This window comes from Paenibacillus sp. D2_2, from assembly GCF_031199965.1.
GTDB lineage: Bacteria > Bacillota > Bacilli > Paenibacillales > Paenibacillaceae > Fontibacillus.
The window spans coordinates 5352149-5372048 of record NZ_CP133605.1 but is presented as its reverse complement, the minus strand read 5'-3'; the positions used below and the strand labels follow the sequence as shown (position 1 = coordinate 5372048).

At 43.7% G+C, this 19900-nt stretch carries 17 protein-coding genes and 6 pseudogenes; 19 read left to right on the top strand and 4 right to left on the bottom strand.

Annotated elements, in window-relative coordinates; all coding sequences use genetic code 11:
* Position 1: 1 nt before the first annotated feature.
* Positions 2–646 carry an FMN-dependent NADH-azoreductase gene (locus tag RE628_RS27510; RefSeq protein WP_309156526.1) on the bottom strand — a complete coding sequence of 215 codons (645 nt, stop codon included), beginning with the start codon at positions 644–646 and terminating at the stop codon, positions 2–4.
* Between the two features lie 161 nt (positions 647–807).
* Between RE628_RS27510 and RE628_RS27505 the strand changes: the two genes are divergently transcribed.
* Positions 808–1287: a TetR/AcrR family transcriptional regulator gene (locus tag RE628_RS27505; RefSeq protein WP_309156525.1), complete on the top strand. Its 480-nt coding sequence runs from the start codon at positions 808–810 to the stop codon at positions 1285–1287.
* 268 nt (positions 1288–1555) lie between these two features.
* Here RE628_RS27505 and RE628_RS27500 read toward each other — a convergent pair whose 3' ends face one another.
* Positions 1556–2758 (bottom strand): MFS transporter, encoded by a 1203-nt coding sequence (locus RE628_RS27500; protein WP_309156524.1) that lies wholly within the window; start codon positions 2756–2758, stop codon positions 1556–1558.
* A gap of 244 nt (positions 2759–3002) precedes the next feature.
* On the opposite strand from RE628_RS27500, the gene RE628_RS27495 reads away from it, so the two are divergent.
* From RE628_RS27495 to RE628_RS27465, 7 genes and pseudogenes are all read left to right on the top strand, one after another.
* Complete coding sequence (locus RE628_RS27495) at positions 3003–3947, top strand: FAD-dependent oxidoreductase (RefSeq protein ID WP_309156523.1); 945 nt, start codon at positions 3003–3005, stop codon at positions 3945–3947.
* A gap of 17 nt (positions 3948–3964) precedes the next feature.
* Positions 3965–4435 carry an FAD-dependent oxidoreductase gene (locus tag RE628_RS27490; RefSeq protein ID WP_309156522.1) on the top strand — a complete coding sequence of 157 codons (471 nt, stop codon included), beginning with the start codon at positions 3965–3967 and terminating at the stop codon, positions 4433–4435.
* A gap of 112 nt (positions 4436–4547) precedes the next feature.
* Positions 4548–4928: a cytochrome-c oxidase gene (locus RE628_RS27485; RefSeq protein WP_309156521.1), complete on the top strand. Its 381-nt coding sequence runs from the start codon at positions 4548–4550 to the stop codon at positions 4926–4928.
* Positions 4929–5119: 191 nt separating this feature from the next.
* A complete protein-coding gene (locus RE628_RS27480; protein ID WP_309156520.1) occupies positions 5120–5560 on the top strand; it encodes a MarR family winged helix-turn-helix transcriptional regulator in 441 nt (146 codons plus the stop codon).
* Between the two features lie 89 nt (positions 5561–5649).
* Positions 5650–6048: a DoxX family protein gene (locus RE628_RS27475; protein WP_309156519.1), complete on the top strand. Its 399-nt coding sequence runs from the start codon at positions 5650–5652 to the stop codon at positions 6046–6048.
* Positions 6049–6102: 54 nt separating this feature from the next.
* A pseudogene (locus RE628_RS27470) lies at positions 6103–7051 on the top strand (ring-cleaving dioxygenase).
* Positions 7048–7656 (top strand): annotated as a pseudogene (locus RE628_RS27465) (alpha/beta hydrolase). The pseudogenes RE628_RS27470 and RE628_RS27465 overlap by 4 nt, the downstream one beginning before the upstream one ends.
* A gap of 150 nt (positions 7657–7806) precedes the next feature.
* On the opposite strand, the gene RE628_RS27460 reads toward RE628_RS27465, so the two are convergent.
* On the bottom strand, positions 7807–8430 hold the full coding sequence (locus RE628_RS27460) for a polysaccharide deacetylase family protein (RefSeq protein WP_309156517.1): 624 nt from the start codon (positions 8428–8430) through the stop codon (positions 7807–7809).
* Positions 8431–8603: 173 nt separating this feature from the next.
* On the opposite strand from RE628_RS27460, the gene RE628_RS27455 reads away from it, so the two are divergent.
* The 11 genes and pseudogenes from RE628_RS27455 to RE628_RS29910 all read left to right on the top strand — a co-directional run bounded on the left by RE628_RS27455 (position 8604) and on the right by RE628_RS29910 (position 18903).
* Positions 8604–10142: a response regulator transcription factor gene (locus tag RE628_RS27455; protein WP_309156516.1), complete on the top strand. Its 1539-nt coding sequence runs from the start codon at positions 8604–8606 to the stop codon at positions 10140–10142.
* Between the two features lie 16 nt (positions 10143–10158).
* A pseudogene (locus RE628_RS27450) lies at positions 10159–11963 on the top strand (sensor histidine kinase).
* Between the two features lie 43 nt (positions 11964–12006).
* Positions 12007–13329, top strand: a complete 1323-nt coding sequence (locus RE628_RS27445) for a response regulator (protein ID WP_309156515.1) — start codon at positions 12007–12009, stop codon at positions 13327–13329.
* Positions 13330–13370: 41 nt separating this feature from the next.
* Positions 13371–13541 carry a helix-turn-helix domain-containing protein gene (locus tag RE628_RS27440; protein ID WP_309156514.1) on the top strand — a complete coding sequence of 57 codons (171 nt, stop codon included), beginning with the start codon at positions 13371–13373 and terminating at the stop codon, positions 13539–13541.
* A gap of 162 nt (positions 13542–13703) precedes the next feature.
* Positions 13704–15378 (top strand): annotated as a pseudogene (locus tag RE628_RS27435) (sugar ABC transporter substrate-binding protein).
* A gap of 82 nt (positions 15379–15460) precedes the next feature.
* Positions 15461–16408, top strand: a complete 948-nt coding sequence (locus RE628_RS27430; RefSeq protein ID WP_309156513.1) for an ABC transporter permease — start codon at positions 15461–15463, stop codon at positions 16406–16408.
* Positions 16409–16410: 2 nt separating this feature from the next.
* Positions 16411–17369: pseudogene (locus RE628_RS27425) on the top strand (carbohydrate ABC transporter permease).
* Between the two features lie 82 nt (positions 17370–17451).
* A complete protein-coding gene (locus tag RE628_RS27420) occupies positions 17452–17850 on the top strand; it encodes a family 43 glycosylhydrolase (protein WP_309156512.1) in 399 nt (132 codons plus the stop codon).
* A gap of 11 nt (positions 17851–17861) precedes the next feature.
* Positions 17862–18578 (top strand): family 43 glycosylhydrolase, encoded by a 717-nt coding sequence (locus RE628_RS27415; RefSeq protein WP_309156511.1) that lies wholly within the window; start codon positions 17862–17864, stop codon positions 18576–18578.
* A 20-nt stretch (positions 18579–18598) separates the two neighbouring features.
* Positions 18599–18733: pseudogene (locus tag RE628_RS29915) on the top strand (hypothetical protein); the annotation flags it as partial.
* 83 nt (positions 18734–18816) lie between these two features.
* Positions 18817–18903, top strand: coding sequence for a beta-xylosidase family glycoside hydrolase (locus tag RE628_RS29910; RefSeq protein ID WP_375143143.1), 87 nt, complete (start codon positions 18817–18819; stop codon positions 18901–18903).
* Positions 18904–19010: 107 nt separating this feature from the next.
* On the opposite strand, the gene RE628_RS27405 is transcribed toward RE628_RS29910, so the two are convergent.
* Complete coding sequence (locus tag RE628_RS27405) at positions 19011–19865, bottom strand: SDR family oxidoreductase (RefSeq protein WP_309156509.1); 855 nt, start codon at positions 19863–19865, stop codon at positions 19011–19013.
* Positions 19866–19900 lie beyond the last annotated feature (35 nt).

Here is a 19900-nt window from a genome sequence, read left to right as displayed (position 1 = left end):
GTTAAACGATTATTTTTGTTTGCTCCACTAGAATATTTGCTGCTTTTGATACCTTTTTTAACCCTTCTTCGATAATTTCTTCCCTTTTATCCCTCATGGCATTATGCCCTTCAATAATGACTTCATCTATAATTTCCATACCGAACATACCGTTAAACGTATTTTTTATATATGTTACTGCCATTTCAATCGGCGCTCTTTCTGGTGAGCTGTAAATTCCACCACGTGCATTTAATAAGATTACTTTTTTGTCGGTCATAAGCTGAATTAACTTACCCTCCGGACTGTATTTAAAAGAAAAGCCTGCCTCAGCAACATAGTCAACAAATGTTTGTAACTTGGCTGGGATAGTAAAATTCCATAATGGAAATGCAAACACGATTACGTCCGCTTCTTTAAGGGCGTCCATTGCTTTTTGCTTAGCTGCCAAGATACGCTGTTCTATGTCCGATAATTCAAAATGATTTTGTTTTTTATGAGCTGCACTAAAGAAATCTTGCCCAAAGTAGGGCATATCCTCTTCAAACACATCGAAAACCTTTATGTTTAAATGATCAGCATCCTTGATTCGTTCCATGAAGGTCTCATACATTTTGTTTGATATACCTTCTGGTCGATTATTTGCTTTTACGACTAAAATATTCATTTTAATCCTCCCTATTTTCTGCATGTGTATTCTATACAACACTTGTTGTACAATTGGATTGTAGTCTTCAATTAAATATCAATCAACCGACTAATTTCTTAATATGTTGGATATCCAACATATTAAGAAAATTGAATAAAAACTAATAAAGGAGAGCCAACATGGGAGGACCAAAACTTGATCCACGAATCATTAGAACACGTAAATTAATTATGGATGCCTTTATCCAATTATCAAAAATAAAAGATTTTGATAACATTACGATTAAGGATATTACAGAAAAAGCTACGCTAAATCGGGCGACCTTCTATTATCATTTCACAGATAAGTATGATCTAATGAAACAAGTAATAAATGAAGATATGATACCGAAAGTTCTCGGACAAATTAACGATCACACTGAGATTAATGAAGAAACAATCATAAAAATTTTCATTTCAATTACTGAATTTCAAAACTCTATTAAATCTCAATGTATGAAAAGCTTTGAGTCCTTCAAGTCAAATATAGAAATAACTATAAAAGAAGAACTTGAACAATTTTTCTACAAGTTATTATTAGAAAAAAAGATAGGCTATAGTGAAGAAGAATTAAAAATAGTAGCTAATATGTTAAGTTGGGGATATATGGTGCAACAATAAATTGGCAATACCATAGTAGTACGCCTGCAGAAGAATATATAAGAAAAGCATTACCATTCATAACGAACGGAATAAGGGCTTATAGTGAATAGTTTATGCAACAAGCAGCTTCCAGGAGGTATTTCTATTGTAGTTACAGAATTAGCATATACGATGCTGGCGGAAGACACTGTAGTAACGAGATTAAGAGAAGCAAAATAATAGAAGGGGAGTTCTGTTATACGTAACAGAACTCCCCTTTCCTTAAAATCCAACGGTAATTTTCTGATTATGCTATGCCATGCTTGCGATCCAGGATATAACTGATCGATCCAAGCGTTAGGGCAGAAGCGGCAAGCAGTGCGCCTACCCAGGGCAGTGAGGTTAAACCCAGATGAGTAATGACGATACCACCGATAAAAGCTCCGCAGGCATTGCCCAGATTACCAGCCGAATGGCTTGAAGTCGAGGCCAGTGCCGGAGCTGCTTCTGCCAGACTCATGATCTTGATCTGTAGACCTGGCATAATACTGAAGGAAGCTGCACCCCACAGGAAGATAGTAATGACCGCGAGTATCGGTTGCTTGACTGTAAAGGTAAAGATCGTAAGAAGAACACAAATCACAACATAAATGCCGAGGATGGAAGGCATAAGCTTCCAGTCCGCTAGTCTGCCACCAATGATATTACCAATTGTGACCCCGCATCCGAATAGTACGAGAATCCAGGTCACGCTATGCTCAGCAAAGCCGGAAATTTGCTGCAGCATCGGCGCTATATAAGTGAAGACGGCGAATAGACTAGAATTTCCAAGTGCACAGATCAAGAGGAAGAACAGCAATTTAGGTCGTACCAAGGCTTTTAATTGTGCTCCCATATTGCTGGCTTGTTCTTGCTTGAGTTTGGGAATAAACAATATGATTCCAAATAACGCAATAACTCCTGCAATAGCGATAGCACCAAAGGAAGCGCGCCAGCCCATATGCTGCCCGACGAAAGTGCCGAACGGCACACCAATAATGTTGGCGATGGTCAGTCCGGCCATCATGATCGACACGGCTCCGGCCTTCTTATCCGGGCGGACAAGACCAGCAGCGATTACAGCTCCGACTCCGAAGAATGTACCGTGCGTTAATGCTGTAATGATTCTTGCTGTCATCAAGAAAGCATAATTAGGAGCAAAGGCGGAAATGCCATTGCCTACAATGAATAGAATCATGAGCAGGCATAGTAGTAGCTTTTGCGGAAGCCGATGGGTAATCATTGTAAGAATCGGTGCGCCAATGGCCACGCCCATCGCATAAGCCGTAATCAACTGTCCTGCAGATGAGATAGTTACATTCAGGTCTTCAGCTACATTTGGCAGCAGACCCATAATAACAAATTCCGTCATACCGATCGCGAAGGCGCCGACTGTCAACGACAACAGAGCAATAGGGAATCGCTCCTTGGAAACGGCACGTTCAGCGGAAACAACTTGCGGTGAGTTCATGCTGAATTGATCTACCTTTCTATAAATAAGTATTAAACCAGAATACAGATAGGAACAGTTATACATTATACGCGAAAATAGAATTATAGGAAGGAGGGAGTGCCGAAGACTGTGTCAAAAGAAAAGAAGGCTAAATAAGGGAACTGTAAATTAATACATGTAAACCCAATGGGGAATATAGTAACCTAAAGTACATAATATGCTAAGTATTCAATATTTTATGGAAGGAGCTCTAATTATTTTAATGAGGGATGCGCTGAAGAAAAGGACTAAATATTTTGTCGGAGTAATCGTTATAATACTAGTTTTTCAAATGGTTGCAGTGAACTTAGGATCTCAAGAAGTCGAAGCAAAGTCATCCTATGACATTGTTGTTATAGGGAGCGAGATTCAAGGTGTGCTATTAGCTAAGGCCGCTAAAGAGGAAGGATTAGACGTTCTAATTCTTGACCCGATGGACAAACTTGGTGGTGAATTAATACAAGGTCAGATGCAGGTCCTGGATGAGACGAATGATAAAAAGGGCAAGAGTGTGATTCAAGGAGAAATTAAAAAACTATTCGATGCTTATAATGCGGGTACTATACGTAAGGCTTCAGAATTTGAACGTTATTATAACAAGTTACTTAAAGGCATAACTGTGCAGAGTGGAATTACTATTCAGTCCATTGATGAGATTGCTACAAAAGGCGAGAAGTCGATACAATCTATTAGTTATCGGACAAATGACGGGAAGATACATACAGTTCGGGCTAACTACTGGGTAGAAAATACAGATTCTAATGCACTTACGGCCAAGCTTGATGTTAAACGGATACCTGGGATGGAGAGCTTATACAATGGGAAGAAGCCGGACTATATGGCCGCAACCTATATGATAAGACTCAAAAAGGTGAATTGGGGTAAACTGCACCAAGCCATACTTAAAGATTATCCTCTGACGAATGTTCAGAAAAAATATGGACCTAATACATATGTCGATTGGGATTTTGCGACGGGATTTAGTGAAATCATGCATAAGTACCAACCGACAGATTCTCAATTAAAACTTCGTGGACTAAATGTGACTTATCAAAAGGAAGGTGAAGCAATAGTTAATGCATTGTTAATATATGATGTGGACCCTTCAAATCCTAAATCAGTAGAATCGGCTGTAAATAAGGGAAAGCGGAATCTCCCCATATCTTAAAGTACTTACGTGAGGTAATGCCTGGATTTGAGAAGGCGGAGCTTAATGGGTACGTCGATTATTTATATATCCGTGATTATGATCGGTATGAGACAAAGTATGTGCTGGACTATCCAGACCTCAAGTCAAGTCGAATGTTCTGGGATAACGTAACATTAGGAAGCTATGCTATTGATCTTCAAGGCACAAGGGCATTGCCGCTTGGAATGGGATTTGGTAAGCCTGATCGTTACGGTATACCCCTGCGCTCTTTTCTACTAAAATCATATGATAATGTAATTGTTGTAGGGAAAAGTGTAGGTACGACGATTAAAGCTTACGGAAGTGCTAGAATTATGGCTACCACTGCTATGGCTGCTCAGAGTATAGGCATCATTCTTGGCAGAGAGACGAAGCAAAATAAGCATTTAAGTGAATTAACACAGGCTGACTTCAAACGGATTCACAAGTATTTGGCCAAAGATTATAAACTTGTCGTCGATAAATAAAGAAGTAGTAGACCTCGGATTGATAGATATCTGAGGTCTTTTTATTTTATTTAACATGATTGTTAATAAAGTAGAATACAATGTCTCAATCAATGAAGAATGGAGGTAAAGCATGGGGATTGCGTATATTAAGGTCGCCTTGGTTTATTTCGTCATTGGAGTAGGTCTCGGTATATACATGTCGATGGTGCATGATTACACATTAACTGGAGTGCACGTTCATATTAATTTGCTGGGTTGGGCCTCATTTGCATTAGCTGGAGTGATATATTGGCTGTTCCCTAAAGCGGGTAATAATCTTCTAAGCAAAATTCAGTTCTGGGTGCACACGATTAGCTTACCGGTCATGATGATTTGCCTTGCATTAATATTAAAGGGAAACGATCAAGTCGAGGTCTTGATGGGCGTGGGTTCTACTTTGGTTGTTGTAAGCGTTATTATTTTTGCGGTTAATGTGTTCCTTAATGTCGGAACGAAAGCTGGCAGCAGATGAAGTATTGCCACTGGTAGAGCAGTTAAACGATTTCCTATAAAACAGGTGCCAAGATTTATCGGCGGCATCTGTTTTATTTTTGCAGCTATGCCGAAGAAAGTTTGAGTGAAGTGTTGACAGATCAAAACATTTGTATTATCTTTAAATCAAGATACTTGATGTTAAGATTTTTGAAGGGAGGTCAAACGGATATGAATGAGAAAGATGTTGCCTTGAATTTATTTATTGCTCTGTCTCGGGCAAGCCAGTGGGTGAATGCTGTAAGCGATCGTAACATTCGTGATTATGGTTTAACACGTACCGAATTTGGTGTACTTGAGTTATTATACCATAAGGGAGCGCAACCGATTCAGCGGATTGGTGATAAAGTGCTGATGAGCAGCGGCAATATCACTTATGTTGTAGATAAGCTTGTTCAGAAAGGTTATGTTCGTCGAAATGCTTCTTCTGAGGATCGCCGTTGTATTTATGCAGAAATTACAGATGAGGGTTCTAAGTTCATTGAGGAAGTGTTCCCACATCATGTCGATATCATCGAGCAATCGGTAGCTGGCTTGACCGTTGAAGAACAGCAACTGGCGGCATCTTTGTTGAAGAAATTGGGGAAGCATGCACAAGAGGGATATAAATAGGTCGATGAGAAAATGACAGAAATATCCCCTTTTTTATCATATATCTTAATATAAAGATTCTCAAAATAAAATATAAAGGAGTTTTTAAAGTGAGTATAGCATTAGGTTTGTTAATTATCCGTTTGGTTGTAGGGATTTCTTTCATTGCGCATGGTGCGCAGAAGCTGTTTGGATGGTTTGGTGGTTATGGTCTGAAGGGAACAGGGGGCTGGATGGATTCGCTTGGTCTCAAGCCGGGCATACTGATGGCTTTGATGGCGGGATTAGGTGAGTTCGTGGGCGGGTTGTTATTTGCCGCTGGACTGCTCACCCCGATTGCCGGAGCCCTTATTGCAATTACGATGCTGTTCGCTATTATCTCTGTTCATGGTAAGAACGGATATTGGAATACAGCTAACGGTTATGAAATGAACTTGTTAATTATTGCAGTTGTTATTGGAGTCAGCTTGATTGGTGCAGGAGCATATTCGTTAGACGCTATTTTATAAGTTGAATAATTAAGGCTCAAATTATTGAAAAATACTAATGAGGAGTGGATACACATGGTTAAAGCTACGGCAGGTATTCATCATATTACCGCATTTGTTAGAAGCGCACAGGATACAACGGATTTCTATTCAGGTATATTGGGACTTCGTCTGGTGAAGAAGACCATCAACTTTGATGCACCTGAAGTATACCATCTATACTTCGGTGACGAAGTGGGTAGCCCTGGTACAGCCATTACTTTCTTCCCATGGCCGGAATCTCGCCGCGGTATTGTCGGCAACGGACAGGTTGGAATTACAACCTATGCGATTCCGGAAGGTTCGATGGATTTCTGGGAAGAGCGGTTGAAGAAATTTAACGTATCTTTTACAGAAAGAACAAGATTTTCTGAGAAGTCGCTGCATTTCGCAGATAAAGACGGCTTACAAATCGAGCTTGTAGAACGCAAAGGACCGAAGAGCACATGGAGCTTCGGCGGAATACCTGCAGATAAGGCGATTATGGGCTTCGGGGGCGCTGTTCTTTACAGCACCGCACCAAAAGATACAGAAATGGTATTAGAGAGTGTGTTAGGTCTGGAGAAAATAGGTGTTGAGGGTGGATATGCCCGCTATAAAGGGTTCGGTGAAATTGGCAATATCATCGATTTGAATATCGGATCGGTACCTGCCAGGCAAAGCAGGTTCAGGTACAGTTCACCACATCGCTTGGCGGGCGAAGGACGATACAGAGCATGCTGAATGGCGCACAAAGGTATCTGCAAGCGGACTTCATCCAACACCGGTTGTAGATCGTCAATACTTCAATGCCCTCTATTTCCGGGAGCCAGGCGGCATACTGTTCGAGATCGCTACAGATCCTCCAGGTTTCACTCGTGATGAGCCTTTGGAGCAATTGGGTGAGAAGCTTATGCTGCCACCATGGTACGAAGATCATCGCGAATTGATTGAGAAGAATCTTGAGCAATTTGAAGTTCGGGTGCTGAAGGAGGATCAAGAATGAGACATATATTTCAACAAGGACCTGATACTAATGCTCCGGTACTGCTGCTCCTGCATGGTACCGGGGGAACGAACAGGATTTGCTTCCACTGGCCCAAACCATATCTCCATCCTCCTCGGTTCTAAGTGTAAGAGGAAATGTGTTGGAGAATGGTATGCCGCGCTTCTTCCGCCGTTTGGCGGAAGGCGTATTCGATGAAGAGGATCTCATCTTCCGTACGAAGGAGCTAAATGAGTTCCTAGATCAGGCGGCTGCCGAGCATCAATTTGACCGCAGCAATATCGTGGCGGTAGGCTACTCCAATGGAGCTAATATCGCAGGATCTCTGTTGTTCCACTATAAAGATGCTTTGCGTGGAGCAATTTTGCACCATCCGATGGTTCCACGCCGTGGCATTGAGCTTCCGCAGCTATCCGGCGTACCAGGTCTTTATAGGAGCCGGAAAGAACGACCCAATCTCTCCTGCACACGAGACAGAGGAGCTGAATCAATTGCTGACGGCAGTAGGCGCTGTAGTTGATGTACATTGGGAGCATTTTGGACATCAATTGTCTCCTTCCGAAGTGGATGCCGCTACGAAATGGTTTGGTCGTAATTTTATATAATCAGAAAATATAAAGAATCGCTGACGAAGACGTCGGCGATTCTTTTTTCTAATAACTGTAAGTCGACCTATAATTATTGGGGTAAGATCTTTAGTTTTGCTATTACTCCAAAACACAAACTTCCATATATTTGATATGTAAGTACTATATTCAATAGGGATTTGGCTGCAGCAATTGGCTTACTGTTACTAGTTTATAACCATTTGCGGTGTAGTCTTTTACAAGTTTGCGGACGGCTTCGATGGTCTGAGTGCGGTCCCCATATCCGTCATGGAACAATAGTATGCTGCCGGGTTGTGCTGTCGACTTTGTTGTATCAATGATGTGCTGGACACCGGGTTGTTCCCAGTCCAGGGAAGCGGTATTTACAGCACCAATGGATGAGTAATCTAGCGCCGAGATCATGCGGTATACTTCTGGATTGATATCAAAAAATGGTGGCCGGAACACTTGTGGCTTAACTCCTGTGACTTCTGTAATAAGTTTCTCCGTTTGGCCGATTTCATACCGATATCCGGCCTCATCCAATTCAGTTAAGTGTGGATGGGTATAAGTATGATTTCCGATCTCATGACCATAGCGGAACATCTCTCGCAGTAGATCGAGATTCTGTTCTATCTGCTCTCCGATCGTGAAGAAGGTGGCTTTGGCCTCGGCTTGCTGAAAAATGTCTAGAATTTGCGGGGTATAGGTAGCGTTAGGACCATCATCAAATGTGAAGGCGATAACCTTCTCTTTCGTATTTACTTGTCCAATCATTAAGGGATTTTCCATTCTTCAGCTCTCCTTTAGGTTGGTAGAATCTAATATCCTTTTTAAACCTCAACTTCTCCTTTTTTCCTAATCATCATGTATAATGTCATTTAGACAGATATAACTTATTTGACATATCCAGAATACTAATTTATGAACGCGCTCTCAATACTTGATTAAAGGAGTAATTAGCCATGATGAATGTTCTTCTGGTAGACGATGAGCCTTGGATTCTGGAAGGATTAAGAACAATGGTTGACTGGAACAGGTTCGGATTTCGGGTATGTGGAGAGGCAATGAACAGCAATGAAGCATTTCGACAAATCGAGGAGCATCGGCCGGATCTGGTCTTTACCGATATTAATATGCCTGAGATTAGCGGTCTTGAGCTCATTGAGAAGTCGAATCGGCTCCTGCAGCATCCTCCCAAATTTGTTGTATTGAGCGGGTATGATGATTTTCAATATGCGATTACTGCAATGCAGCAACGTGTTGTAGAATACCTACTCAAACCAATCGATGATGAAGAGATTGAGGCTTTGCTTCTTAAGCTTGGCGAGCAGATTCGAGAGGAGGAGGCGGCTAAGCAGCTTGAAGCGAATAGGCAGCTCTTTGCGGTCAATCATGTCATTAACCGATTAATTCTTGGCGAGTATAATTCGTCGCTTGTGGAGCAGGCACACGTGTCCATGAATCTAACTGATACACAACAGATGGTGTGCATGATCATGGAGACAGCTTACGATTTGGTCGATTTTGGACCTTGGGGGATGAGTTTCTTCCCTCCGGGTCTTGTCTTCCCTTTTCAGGATAGCGCAGGAAGATGCGGGTTTATTGTACTGGTAGAGATGATACCTGATGGGCAGTTTCATGAGATCACCCAATCCTTGTTAAGCGACCTGAAGGCAAGATCAGATCGGTCCGGCGTAATTGCCATAAGCGATCGAGATACGGGAATCGAGGCAATCCGAGGGCTTTATCTACAGAGCGTTGAAGTCAGAAGGATTAGGCGGAATCAGGAGAAGCAAGGGGTATTCTATTATCGAGACATCCACAGAATAGAGCAGCCTGATATTCCTAAAGCCAAGTTCAAGCAGCTTATAGAATCCGTGGAATCCGGGAATCTTCAGCAAATTGAAAGCGGTATCATTAGTATCTTCGAAACTTGGTTCTGTAGCTTGCCGGATATGGAAGTGGTACGTGTATGTGTCTCTGATTTAGAGCTGAAGATATGCAAATGGTTAACGGAAATGAATGGTGATCCGGCCGGATTTATGCGACAGGTTCAGATCGACTTTGCGGGACAGGATGAACTGGATGAGATGAAAATGCTCAAGGGTTATGTACATTCTTTATGTTTATTGGGGGCCACCCAATTGGGTGCCCTGAGGAAGGAGAATGAGCACAACACCATCTTTCAGGTCATTCAATATGTGGATCTAGAATTTAGGAACAAGCTGCAGCTTCGGGAACTGGCCGCTAAATTCCATATGAATTCCGCTTATTTGGGGCAGTTATTCAAGCAATATACCAGTAAGCCATTCAATGAATATTTAAATGAGAAGCGGATCGAGGAAGCCAAGAAGCTCCTGAAGAGAACGCAGACCAAGATTTCCAAAGTAGCGTTGCAGGTGGGTTATCCCAATGCGGACTACTTCAACAATAAATTCAAGCAATACACAGGTGTTCTACCCTCTATATACCGAGGTGTAACCGAGAACAGGCAGCAATGATCCAGGAGGTGTTCATATGAAGCTCGGAAAACTTAGGCACAGAAGGATCATTGATGACATACCGTTGAACTTTAAATTTCTCATGATTCTGGTCATTGGTGTGTTACTGCCTATTATTATCGTCAATCTCGTGTTCATGGATCGGATGTCGGGCTTTATTTGGGCAAGGGAGGAGCAGAACCTTGATATTTCATTGGAACGGGCCCGGAAGGATATTCATGATTATATTGATGGCGGGGTGGCCGTGAGCCATGCGTTGAATACCGACAAGGCATTGAACGAAATGCTAGATCGAACTTATGAAAGTCAATTGGATTTCTATGAGACCTTTGATGAGCAGCTTAGGAATCGAGTAACCAGCTACATACCTGTAAATAATCAGATCGAACGGATTACGATCTTTACGAAAAATCCGTCCATTGTATCAGGGGGCAACTATCAGTTCATCAATGACAATGTGAAGGGTAGCGATTGGTATGGTCTATGGAAGTCCAATTCGGACCCAGTATATGTCGCCGCTTATATAGCAACAGAAGCGAGTAACCTTGCATCCACGGTCCCCTATCTCAGTGTTATGGAGAGAATGGATTACTACGATAAATACAATACCTACGAAAAGGTGCTGCGTATCGATATTTCGCTTAACAAATTATATGACGTCATTATGCGAGAGAAGAATTATTTGAATTTGTATTTGCTGAACGAGAACAACCAGGTAATTATGTCTGCGGATAGCGGCTATCGAAAAGATCGGATTTCCGATCAATATCCTGTATTCAAACTACCGGAGCAATACAGCGAGGATGATATCCATACCATATCGATCGGGACAGCGAAGTATGTTAAGGGCTGGAAGCTGGTAGGGCTACCGGAAGGAACAAGGATCTCCAAGGCGTTGTTAGAGATGCGCGTGTCCGTAGGACTGTTGGCTATAGCAGTGACCTTAGCGGCAACGCTCTTTATCTACATTATGCTGAGATCCTACAATTATCGGGTAAAACGCCTATCGAGACATATGCAGAAGGTCACGAATGAGAAGTTCGACTTAATCTCTATTGAAGAGGGACGGGATGAAATCGGCGGATTGATCCAGAACTTCAACCGCATGACGTCAAGGATCAATTCATTGATTAACAATGTGTACAAACTGGAGATTCAGAAGAAGAACCTGGAGATGGAACGGGTAAGGGCTGAGCTGAATCTGCTTCAGAGTCAGATGAACCCCCACTTTCTGTTCAATACGTTGAATGCGATTCTGGTCGTCTGCACGAAGAACAACTATGATGACGTGACCGATGTGATCAAGAGCTTATCCAGGCTGCTGCGCCGATTGCTAAGCTGGAAAGAGGATATCGTTACACTTCAGGAAGAGATCATGTTCATAGAAATGTATTTGAAAATCGAGAAATTCCGTTTCCGCGACAAAATCGATTATGAGTTCGAGATCGACGAAGAAGCATTGCTATATAAAATTCCTAAGATGAGCATCCAGCCTCTCGTAAGAATTCCTGTAAACACGGGGTGCAGATGATCCATGAACAAGGCCTGGTGACAGTTAGTGTGAAAGTAGCTGATGGGAAGCTTCGCGTCGCTGTTAGCGATAACGGAAAAGGAATTGAGCCAGAGAAGCTTCGTGAGATCATTCTGTCGGTTCGTAATGAGAACTCATCCGGTACTAGTATCGGAATCCGGAATGTATACCGGAGACTGGAGCTGAATTATAACAATCAGGCAGGTTTTGATATCGTTAGCAAGCAGGGTCAGGGTACGACTGTTTCTTTTGAGATCCCGGTGAATCTCCTTGAGCGTAAATTTACATAAATTATGTGTTCAAAATACCTTAGTTAGGGGAGGTATGAGGAATATGGCATTCAAAGTACTGTTAATCGATGACGAACCGGGGGCACTCGAGGGGATGGAGATGTGGGTCCCTTGGGAGGAAATAGGCTTTGAAATCTGCGGAACCTGTGACAATGGAATGAAGGGATTGGAGAAGATTCGTGAGCTAAAGCCTGATCTAGTGATCACAGATGTGAATATGCCGATTATGAGCGGTCTTGAGATGATCAGGGCTTGGCGGGAACAAGGCAAATCAGAGGTGAGCTTCGTTGTAGTTAGCGGGTATTCCGAGTTCGAATACGCTCAGAAGGCGATGCAATACGGGGTTCACCATTATTTTTTGAAGCCGCTAATTGCAGAAGAGGCGGAGAAAGAGCTGTACGACATCCGTGCGGAGTTGATGCGAAGATCAAAGAGGCAGCACTTGGAGCGGCTCGCAGATTATGAAGAGACGATCACCATGTTGAAGAAGCTGATGATGGTACAGCCGTTAGAAGAAGGAGAGCAGGTCATGATTCGGGGAATATCAGCTCTGCAAGAGCATTGGAATATATGCTTGCTGCAGGTGGATGCGCCTCTTCTGACTGAACTGAGAGAGAAAGTATTGTCTGTCATCTCGGCTACTTCATCCATGTTCCTGATCGAAGCCGATCAGGGCTATCTAGCCATCATCTATGGATTTACTGGAGATGAATTTGAGAGTAATAGCTGGTGTAAGATCAAGGAGATCGCTGAAACTTATAAGGGCCAGCGTATATTTATCGGGGCAGGGCTCAGCCAGTCATCGCTATTGGAAATCGGACGAAGCTATTGCACCGCAAAGTCCGCCGTAAAATATAAGTTCTACGATCTCAATTATGATAGTTTAGCACTCTATCGGGACAATGAAGGCAAGCAGTTCAGTCATCCTTATGATCAATTACAGCTTATGGATACGATATTACGGGCTGTTGAAATCATGGACCAAGATGAATTCATTGGAGCTGTGAATAGATCCCAGGAAGCTTTCCTCAGTTCTTCAACGGAACCGGATATCGTCAAGAAGATCGTCGTCCATACGATGTATAGAATCGCAGAGCTTACTAGTATAGTCAAGGATACTTCGGAGGAAGCAATTTTAGAGAAGTATGGAGTGTATGAAATTGCAGGTAGTGTTCTGAATTTAGACCAGTTGATAGGGCGCTTACGAGCCAGTGGTATGGAAGTGATCGATTTATTATTGAAGGAGCAGTCTCAGCGGGCGCAGGGTGTCATATTTGAGATTAATCAGTATATCCAAGAGCATTATCGGGAAGGTCTGACGATCAAGAAACTGGCAGAAGTGTTCTTCTTCATCCGGTCTATTTAGGCCAACTGCTGATCAAGAGGAATGGATTAAGCTTCAACGACATGATACATAAGCTTAGAATCGAGGAAGCCGTTAGATTGCTGCATGACCATCATTATAAGAATAGTGAAATCGCGGAGCGGGTCGGATACAACAGTTATGGACAGTTCGCGAAGCAATTTGAACGCAGAATGGGAATGTCGCCTAACCAATATAAGAATGTTAAGTTCTAAAATATTTGGGGGTAATGCTTTAATTGTGCCATAGTCGCCTTTAGGCAGCGCTTTTACAATATAAATAAGTTATTGAAAGGGCTTACAATTTCCTTTGGGTAACTAAAACATTTCGGAGGTGCATTAAATGGGGGCAACAAAAAATCTGTACTCCGGTTCAGCATGCTGCTGCTGCTTTCGCTTGGCCTCGTCTTATCTGCTTGCGGTGGTGGGAACAGCACGAAGGATACCGCGAAGAATACCACAAAGGGTGCAAATAATAATGGACAGGCAGCTGTGGAGAAAGCTGGAGACACAGTGGAACCATTTGAAATCTCAGTGTTCATCGGTGAAGCTAGCCAACAGCCAACAGCTGACAACAAGATTTACAAGATGATTCAGGATAAGACGGGAGCATCCTTTAAATTCGAGTTCCTGGCAGGCGACATTGACCAGAAGCTTGGCGTAATGATTGCTGGATCCGATTATCCTGACATGATGACGGGTAACGTTAAACTGACGGCAGCAGGCGCGTATATTCCTCTGGAAGATCTAATCGAACAGTATGCACCTAATTTGAAGAAGCACTATGAGAAGTACTGGAACATGATGAAAGACCCGAACGATGGACATATCTATATTCTTCCGAACTATGGCGTATATAACGCTGACCCTGCTAGTACGTGGTACTCTGGTCCGGCCTTCTGGGTTCAAAAGGCTGTTATGGAGGAAGCAGGCTATCCTCAAATTAAAACGTTAGATGAATATTTTGATTTGCTCACGAAATACAAGGAGAAGCATCCAACGATCGATGGAACTCCGACGATTGGGTTTGAGATTCTGAACTATGACTGGAGAAACTGGGGCTCTTCAACGCACCGCAACATTTGATCGGTCATCCGAACGATGGCGGGGTTGTTGTTGAGAACGGTGTAGCGCAAATTTTCGCCGACAAGGACTATGCGAAGAGGTACTATCAGAAGCTGAATGAAGTCAATTCGTTAGGTTTGATCGATAAAGAAGCATTTACACAGAACTTTGACCAATATATGGCGAAGATATCCAGTGGCGCGGTTCTCGGGATGTTCGACCAGCACTGGAACTTTCAAGATGCAGAGAATTCCCTGATTACTCAGGAGAAACTTGATAGAACTTATGTAGGTCTGCCACTCGTATATGATACGAGTATCAAGGACCACTATAAGGATCGTCCGCCGCTTAACCTGAACAACGGTTTTGGTGTAAGCATCAATGCCAAGGATAAAGCAGTAAAAATTATTAAGCTGTTGGATAAGTTAATTGAGGAAGATTGGCAACGGATTCTCACTTGGGGTATTGAAGGCGAAGACTACTACGTCAATGACCAAGGTCGTTACATGAAAACGGAAGAACAGCGCCATAACTTTACAGATGCAACATGGGAATTGGGTAATAAAGCAAAGATGCTGTTCAAATTCATGCCTAAAATGGAAGGTTACTTCGCTGACGGTAACGCTACTGACGCCGCTGCGCAGCCTGAAGAATACAAAGCTGGTTTGAAGGATTACGATAAGAAATTCCTTGAAGCTTATGGCTACAACAGTTATGTCGACTTCTTAGCCCGGCACCGGAAAATGATATCGCATATCCGGCTTGGTCCATCGATTTGGTAGACGGATCCGAAGCAAAGATCGTCAACACGAAGCAGAACGAATTGTCCACGAAATACTTGCCTAAGGCTATTCTGGCAAAACCGGCAGATTTCGATGGAGTATGGGATGATTACACTAAGGAACTCGGTAAACTGAACATCAAAGCGTATGAAGACCGTATCAATGAAATCATTAAGTGGAGAACCGATACCTGGACAGTTAAATAAGCTAGAGACGTTAAATCGGGAAGGTGGAGGACAGTCTTTGTCTTCCACTTTCCGAAATAATAGGTTCTGGGGAGAAAATACTATGGATGAGACATTAAAGAAAGACCGCACCGTCCGGAAGCCCAAGATCACTGGGGCCCTTATCAAAAGCCAGAGACAGCTGATATATATGTCGGTGCCGCTGCTCGCTTACATTATGTTGTTCGCCTATGTCCCGATTTGGGGATGGTCGATGGCATTTCAGGACTATAAACCAGCTAAAAGTTTCAGCGAGCAGAAGTGGGTAGGGTTCAAGCATTTTGAATTTCTATTTAAAGACGATAACTTCATGCAAGTACTTCGCAACACACTTGCGATGAGTGTTATTAACCTTATCCTTGGATTTGTAACCGCAATTGTCCTTGCTCTGTTGTTGAATGAGATCAAAAAAATATTTTGGAAAAGAACCGTACAGACAATTTCATATCTTCCGCATTTTCTGTCCTGGATTATCGTAACCGGGATTGTAGCGACATCATTAGCTTCCGATGGAATCATTAATGATGTTCTGCTCAAGCTCCACCTCATTCAAGAACCGATTCAATGGCTCAGTGAAGGTAAATATTTCTGGGGAATTGTCGGAGCCTCGCATGTGTGGAAAGAAGTTGGCTGGAATACGATTATATATTTAGCTGCTATGGCATCGATCGATCCGGCACTGTACGAAGCTGCTGAGATCGACGGAGCTAACCGCTATCGTAAAATGTATCACATCACTTTACCGGGTATTAAGCCTACGATTGTCATCTTGCTGATCATGTCCATCGGTCACATATTGGAGGCCGGATTTGAAGTTCAATACTTACTAGGTAACGGACTTGTTGTGGACTGGTCGCAGACGGTAGACATCTTCGTCTTAAACTACGGTTTTAAGCAAGGTAATTACTCATTAGCTACTGCTGCCGGTATATTTAAAACGGTCGTAAGCGTGACGATGCTGCTCTTTGCCAACTGGATCGCGAAACGACTAGGGGAAGAGAGGCTGTTATAGCTATGGCGAACCAAACCATCAATCCTGGGCCAGCATCCGCTGCCGCAGTGAATAGAAGAATCAGAAGAGGGAGCATTGAGCCGTTCCTTTTTAATACGTTTAACATTATTTTCATGATCTCGCTTGTTATTGTTACCTTGTATCCGTTCCTGAACACGATCGTTGTATCCCTAAATGCAGGGAATGATACCATCCGCGGCGGATTATATTTGTGGCCAAGAGAGTTTACCTGGCAGAACTATAAAGCCATATTTGCTTCAGGCACGATCTACCAAGCCTTCTGGATATCCGTAGCGAGAACGTTACTCTCTACAGTGTTGAACATAATCCTGACAACGATGCTTGCTTATACGCTCAGCCGGCGGAATACGTATTTCGAAAACCAATCACTCTTGTTTTTATCCTAACGATGTATTTTAACGCTGGTCTGATTCCAGGATATTTCTTGATGAAGGACCTGCACTTGATTAAAACGTTTTGGGTTTATGTCGTTCCCTCGATGATCAGCGCCTTTAACATGATCGTCATCCGCACCTATATCGGGACGATTCCGGAGAGTCTGATCGAGTCGGCAAGAATTGATGGGGCTGGCGAATTTAAGATCTTTATGAGTATCATATTCCCGCTCTGTAAACCTGTATTGGCTACGATTGCTTTGTTTGTTGCCGTAGGGGCATGGAACTCCTGGTTTGATGCATTTATTTATACCTCTTCAAAACAAGAACTCAGCACTCTACAATATGAGTTGATGAAGCTGCTCTCATCTAGTATGAATGCGAATAGCAACCCAGCGGTGGCAAATGGAGCAGGAATGAGCAAGGATGCTGCTGCATCAATGGTAACGCCTCTGTCGATTCGAGCAGCAGTAACCGTCGTAGCTTCCGTACCAATTTTGCTAGTATATCCTTTCATGCAGAAATACTTTGTGGTTGGTCTGAACGTAGGGAGTGTAAAAGAATAGATATGTCAATTCGATATTCTAATCCGGTACTGCCGGGATTTTATCCTGATCCGAGCGTTACTAGAGCCGGGACGATTATTATATGGTCTGCAGCTCATTCGAGTATTTTCCGGGGGTGCCTATCTTTCATAGCCGCGATCTGATCCATTGGCGGCAGATCGGTCATGTACTGGATCGTATCAGCCAGCTTGATCTTCGTAACCGGCGTAGCTCCGATGGAATATATGCCCCATCAATCCGGTATCATGAGGGAATTTTCTATATGATCACGACTGATGTACGCGGGATCGGTAATTTCTATGTTACTACTGATAATCCGGCTGGTCCTTGGTCCGATCCGATTCGGATTCCTTATGGCGGAATCGATCCGTCACTCATGTTCGATGATGATGGTAAAGTCTATGTTACGACTCAGCAGGGAGCAGATTACGATTCGCATGCCATCCAGTATGAGATCGATATTGCTACCGGGAAGCTCTGACAGAACCGGTAGTGATCTGGACTGGCGACGGTGGGCCATGGACGGAAGGTCCTCATCTGTATAAAATCAACGGAATGTACTACATTATGTCCGCGTCCGGCGGAACCGCCAAGGAGCATCGCGAGATTATCGGCCACTCCAGTAGTCCGTATGGTCCATTTGAGCGGTTCCCGGAACCGATTCTGACTCATAACCGGATAGAGCATCCGATTCAGTATTTGGGTCATGCAGATTTGATGGAAGACGGCAATGGTGATTGGTGGGCCGTATTCCTCGGTGTACGGTTAACGGAAACAGGCTATAGTGTACTTGGAAGAGAGACTTTTATAGCTCCGGTTACCTGGAATGATCAAGGCTGGCCTATGATCGATAACAATGAGGGGACTGTCAAGCTGGAAATGACGGCTGAGCGCGTAGCTGGAGTAACCGATATGCCTGTATATGAGGGCAAAGACGATTTCAATCATTCCAAGCTATCTTTGTCCTGGATTTCAGTTCGAAATCCGGCCGACGGCAGTTGGTCGCTGAATGACAGGACCGGATGGCTCTCATTGTACGGCCAAGCTGCAGGACTTAGCGATGTGAGTCAAATCTCCTTCGTAGGCAGAAGGCAGCAGCACATCCAGGCAGAGTGGAGTACCTTGTTGGAGTTTAAGACGGCAGCGGACGGGGAAGAGGCGGCTGAAGTGCAAGGAGAGACGAGCGCGCTCACTACGAAATTTGCTTAAAACAGTGCGATGGTCAAAGATTGATCGCAGCCCATCTAACCATTGGCGGGGAGACCAAAGTGAAAGCTGAGGTACCAGTGGAAGTCGATCGGGTGCATTTGAAAATCAAGGCTGACATCACGGAATATGAAATGTTGTATTCGTTGGATGGGGACAGCTGGGTCTCGCTAGGTATGGGTGAAGCTTATTGCTTGTCGCCGGAAGGGGTAACGGACGGGAGAAATTATGCTTTACCGGGGTGGTTATCGGATTGTATGCCACTGGCCGAAGTGAAGCAAGTACCGTTCCTGCCTATTTCGATTGGTTTGAATATAGAGTCAATTAGGCATTTTCTAAGTGGATTGCAAGGTTAGAGCGGGGCTAGATATTGTTATAAAAAGAACCTCCAAATTCAGCGTATTGCTGACTTGAAGGTTCTTTTCTATGTGTGGATTATACCCCGGAGTAAGCCATGAAGCCGCCGTCAACCGGGATTACCGTTCCGGTTACGAAGCCTGATGTATCCGAGTCAGCCAGCCATAGCATCGTTCCTAGTAGATCCTCAGGAACGCCAAAGCGGCGCATAGGTGTGTGCGTCATAATCTTGTGGGAACGCTCTGTAAGCGATCCGTCCTTGTTGGTCAGCAGGTCACGGTTCTGTTCAGTCAGGAAGAACCCGGGCGCGATCGAATTGACTCGAATTCCGGCATCAGCCAGATGAACGGACAACCACTGGGTGAAGTTATTAATAGCAGCCTTAGCTGCGCTGTAAGCAGGTACTTTGGTCATCGGGCTATATGAGCTCATTGAGGAGATATTCAGGATCGTTGCCCCGGGGCGATGGATCATGCCACGAGCGAAAATTTGTGTCGGAATCAGGGTGCCGACGAAATTGAGATCGAATACCTTTCGAACCCCAGAGAAGCTCAGATCGAAGAAGCTCGTTACATTAGCGTCTGCTAGATCCTCTTCACGATAGGTTTCATTTGTGGTATTCGCGCTTGGCTGATTGCCGCCAGCTCCATTGATCAGAATGTCGCAAGGGCCGAATTGGCGGGTTACTTCTTGCTCAGCCTGTTTTACGCTGTCCTCATCGGTAACGTCGCAGGATATGGCAATCGCTGTGCCTCCTTCAGCTGCAATTTGGGCTACGATCTGCTCGCCTTTTGCCTGTGTACGGTTCAGAATCGCTACTTTCACGCCTTGTCTCGCGAGTTCTAGAGCCATGGCTTGGCAGAGTACGCCGGAACCACCTGTAATGACGGCTGTCTTTCCTTCCAGAGAAGCATGTTTGGGTAAAATACTCATAACGAAGAATCCTCCTTCACGATAGTGAGATAGAA

Coding starts and splice junctions, on each gene's coding strand:
- RE628_RS27405 (WP_309156509.1), bottom strand. CDS start 19,865: ATGAGTATTTTACCCAAACATGCTTCTCTGGAAGGAAAGACAGCCGTC.
- RE628_RS27510 (WP_309156526.1), bottom strand. CDS start 646: ATGAATATTTTAGTCGTAAAAGCAAATAATCGACCAGAAGGTATATCA.
- RE628_RS27500 (WP_309156524.1), bottom strand. CDS start 2,758: ATGAACTCACCGCAAGTTGTTTCCGCTGAACGTGCCGTTTCCAAGGAG.
- RE628_RS27460 (WP_309156517.1), bottom strand. CDS start 8,430: ATGGAAAATCCCTTAATGATTGGACAAGTAAATACGAAAGAGAAGGTT.
- RE628_RS27485 (WP_309156521.1), top strand. CDS start 4,548: ATGGGGATTGCGTATATTAAGGTCGCCTTGGTTTATTTCGTCATTGGA.
- RE628_RS27430 (WP_309156513.1), top strand. CDS start 15,461: ATGGATGAGACATTAAAGAAAGACCGCACCGTCCGGAAGCCCAAGATC.
- RE628_RS27490 (WP_309156522.1), top strand. CDS start 3,965: ATGCCTGGATTTGAGAAGGCGGAGCTTAATGGGTACGTCGATTATTTA.
- RE628_RS27480 (WP_309156520.1), top strand. CDS start 5,120: ATGAATGAGAAAGATGTTGCCTTGAATTTATTTATTGCTCTGTCTCGG.
- RE628_RS27420 (WP_309156512.1), top strand. CDS start 17,452: ATGGTCTGCAGCTCATTCGAGTATTTTCCGGGGGTGCCTATCTTTCAT.
- RE628_RS27455 (WP_309156516.1), top strand. CDS start 8,604: ATGATGAATGTTCTTCTGGTAGACGATGAGCCTTGGATTCTGGAAGGA.
- RE628_RS27495 (WP_309156523.1), top strand. CDS start 3,003: ATGAGGGATGCGCTGAAGAAAAGGACTAAATATTTTGTCGGAGTAATC.
- RE628_RS27505 (WP_309156525.1), top strand. CDS start 808: ATGGGAGGACCAAAACTTGATCCACGAATCATTAGAACACGTAAATTA.
- RE628_RS27445 (WP_309156515.1), top strand. CDS start 12,007: ATGGCATTCAAAGTACTGTTAATCGATGACGAACCGGGGGCACTCGAG.
- RE628_RS27440 (WP_309156514.1), top strand. CDS start 13,371: ATGATACATAAGCTTAGAATCGAGGAAGCCGTTAGATTGCTGCATGAC.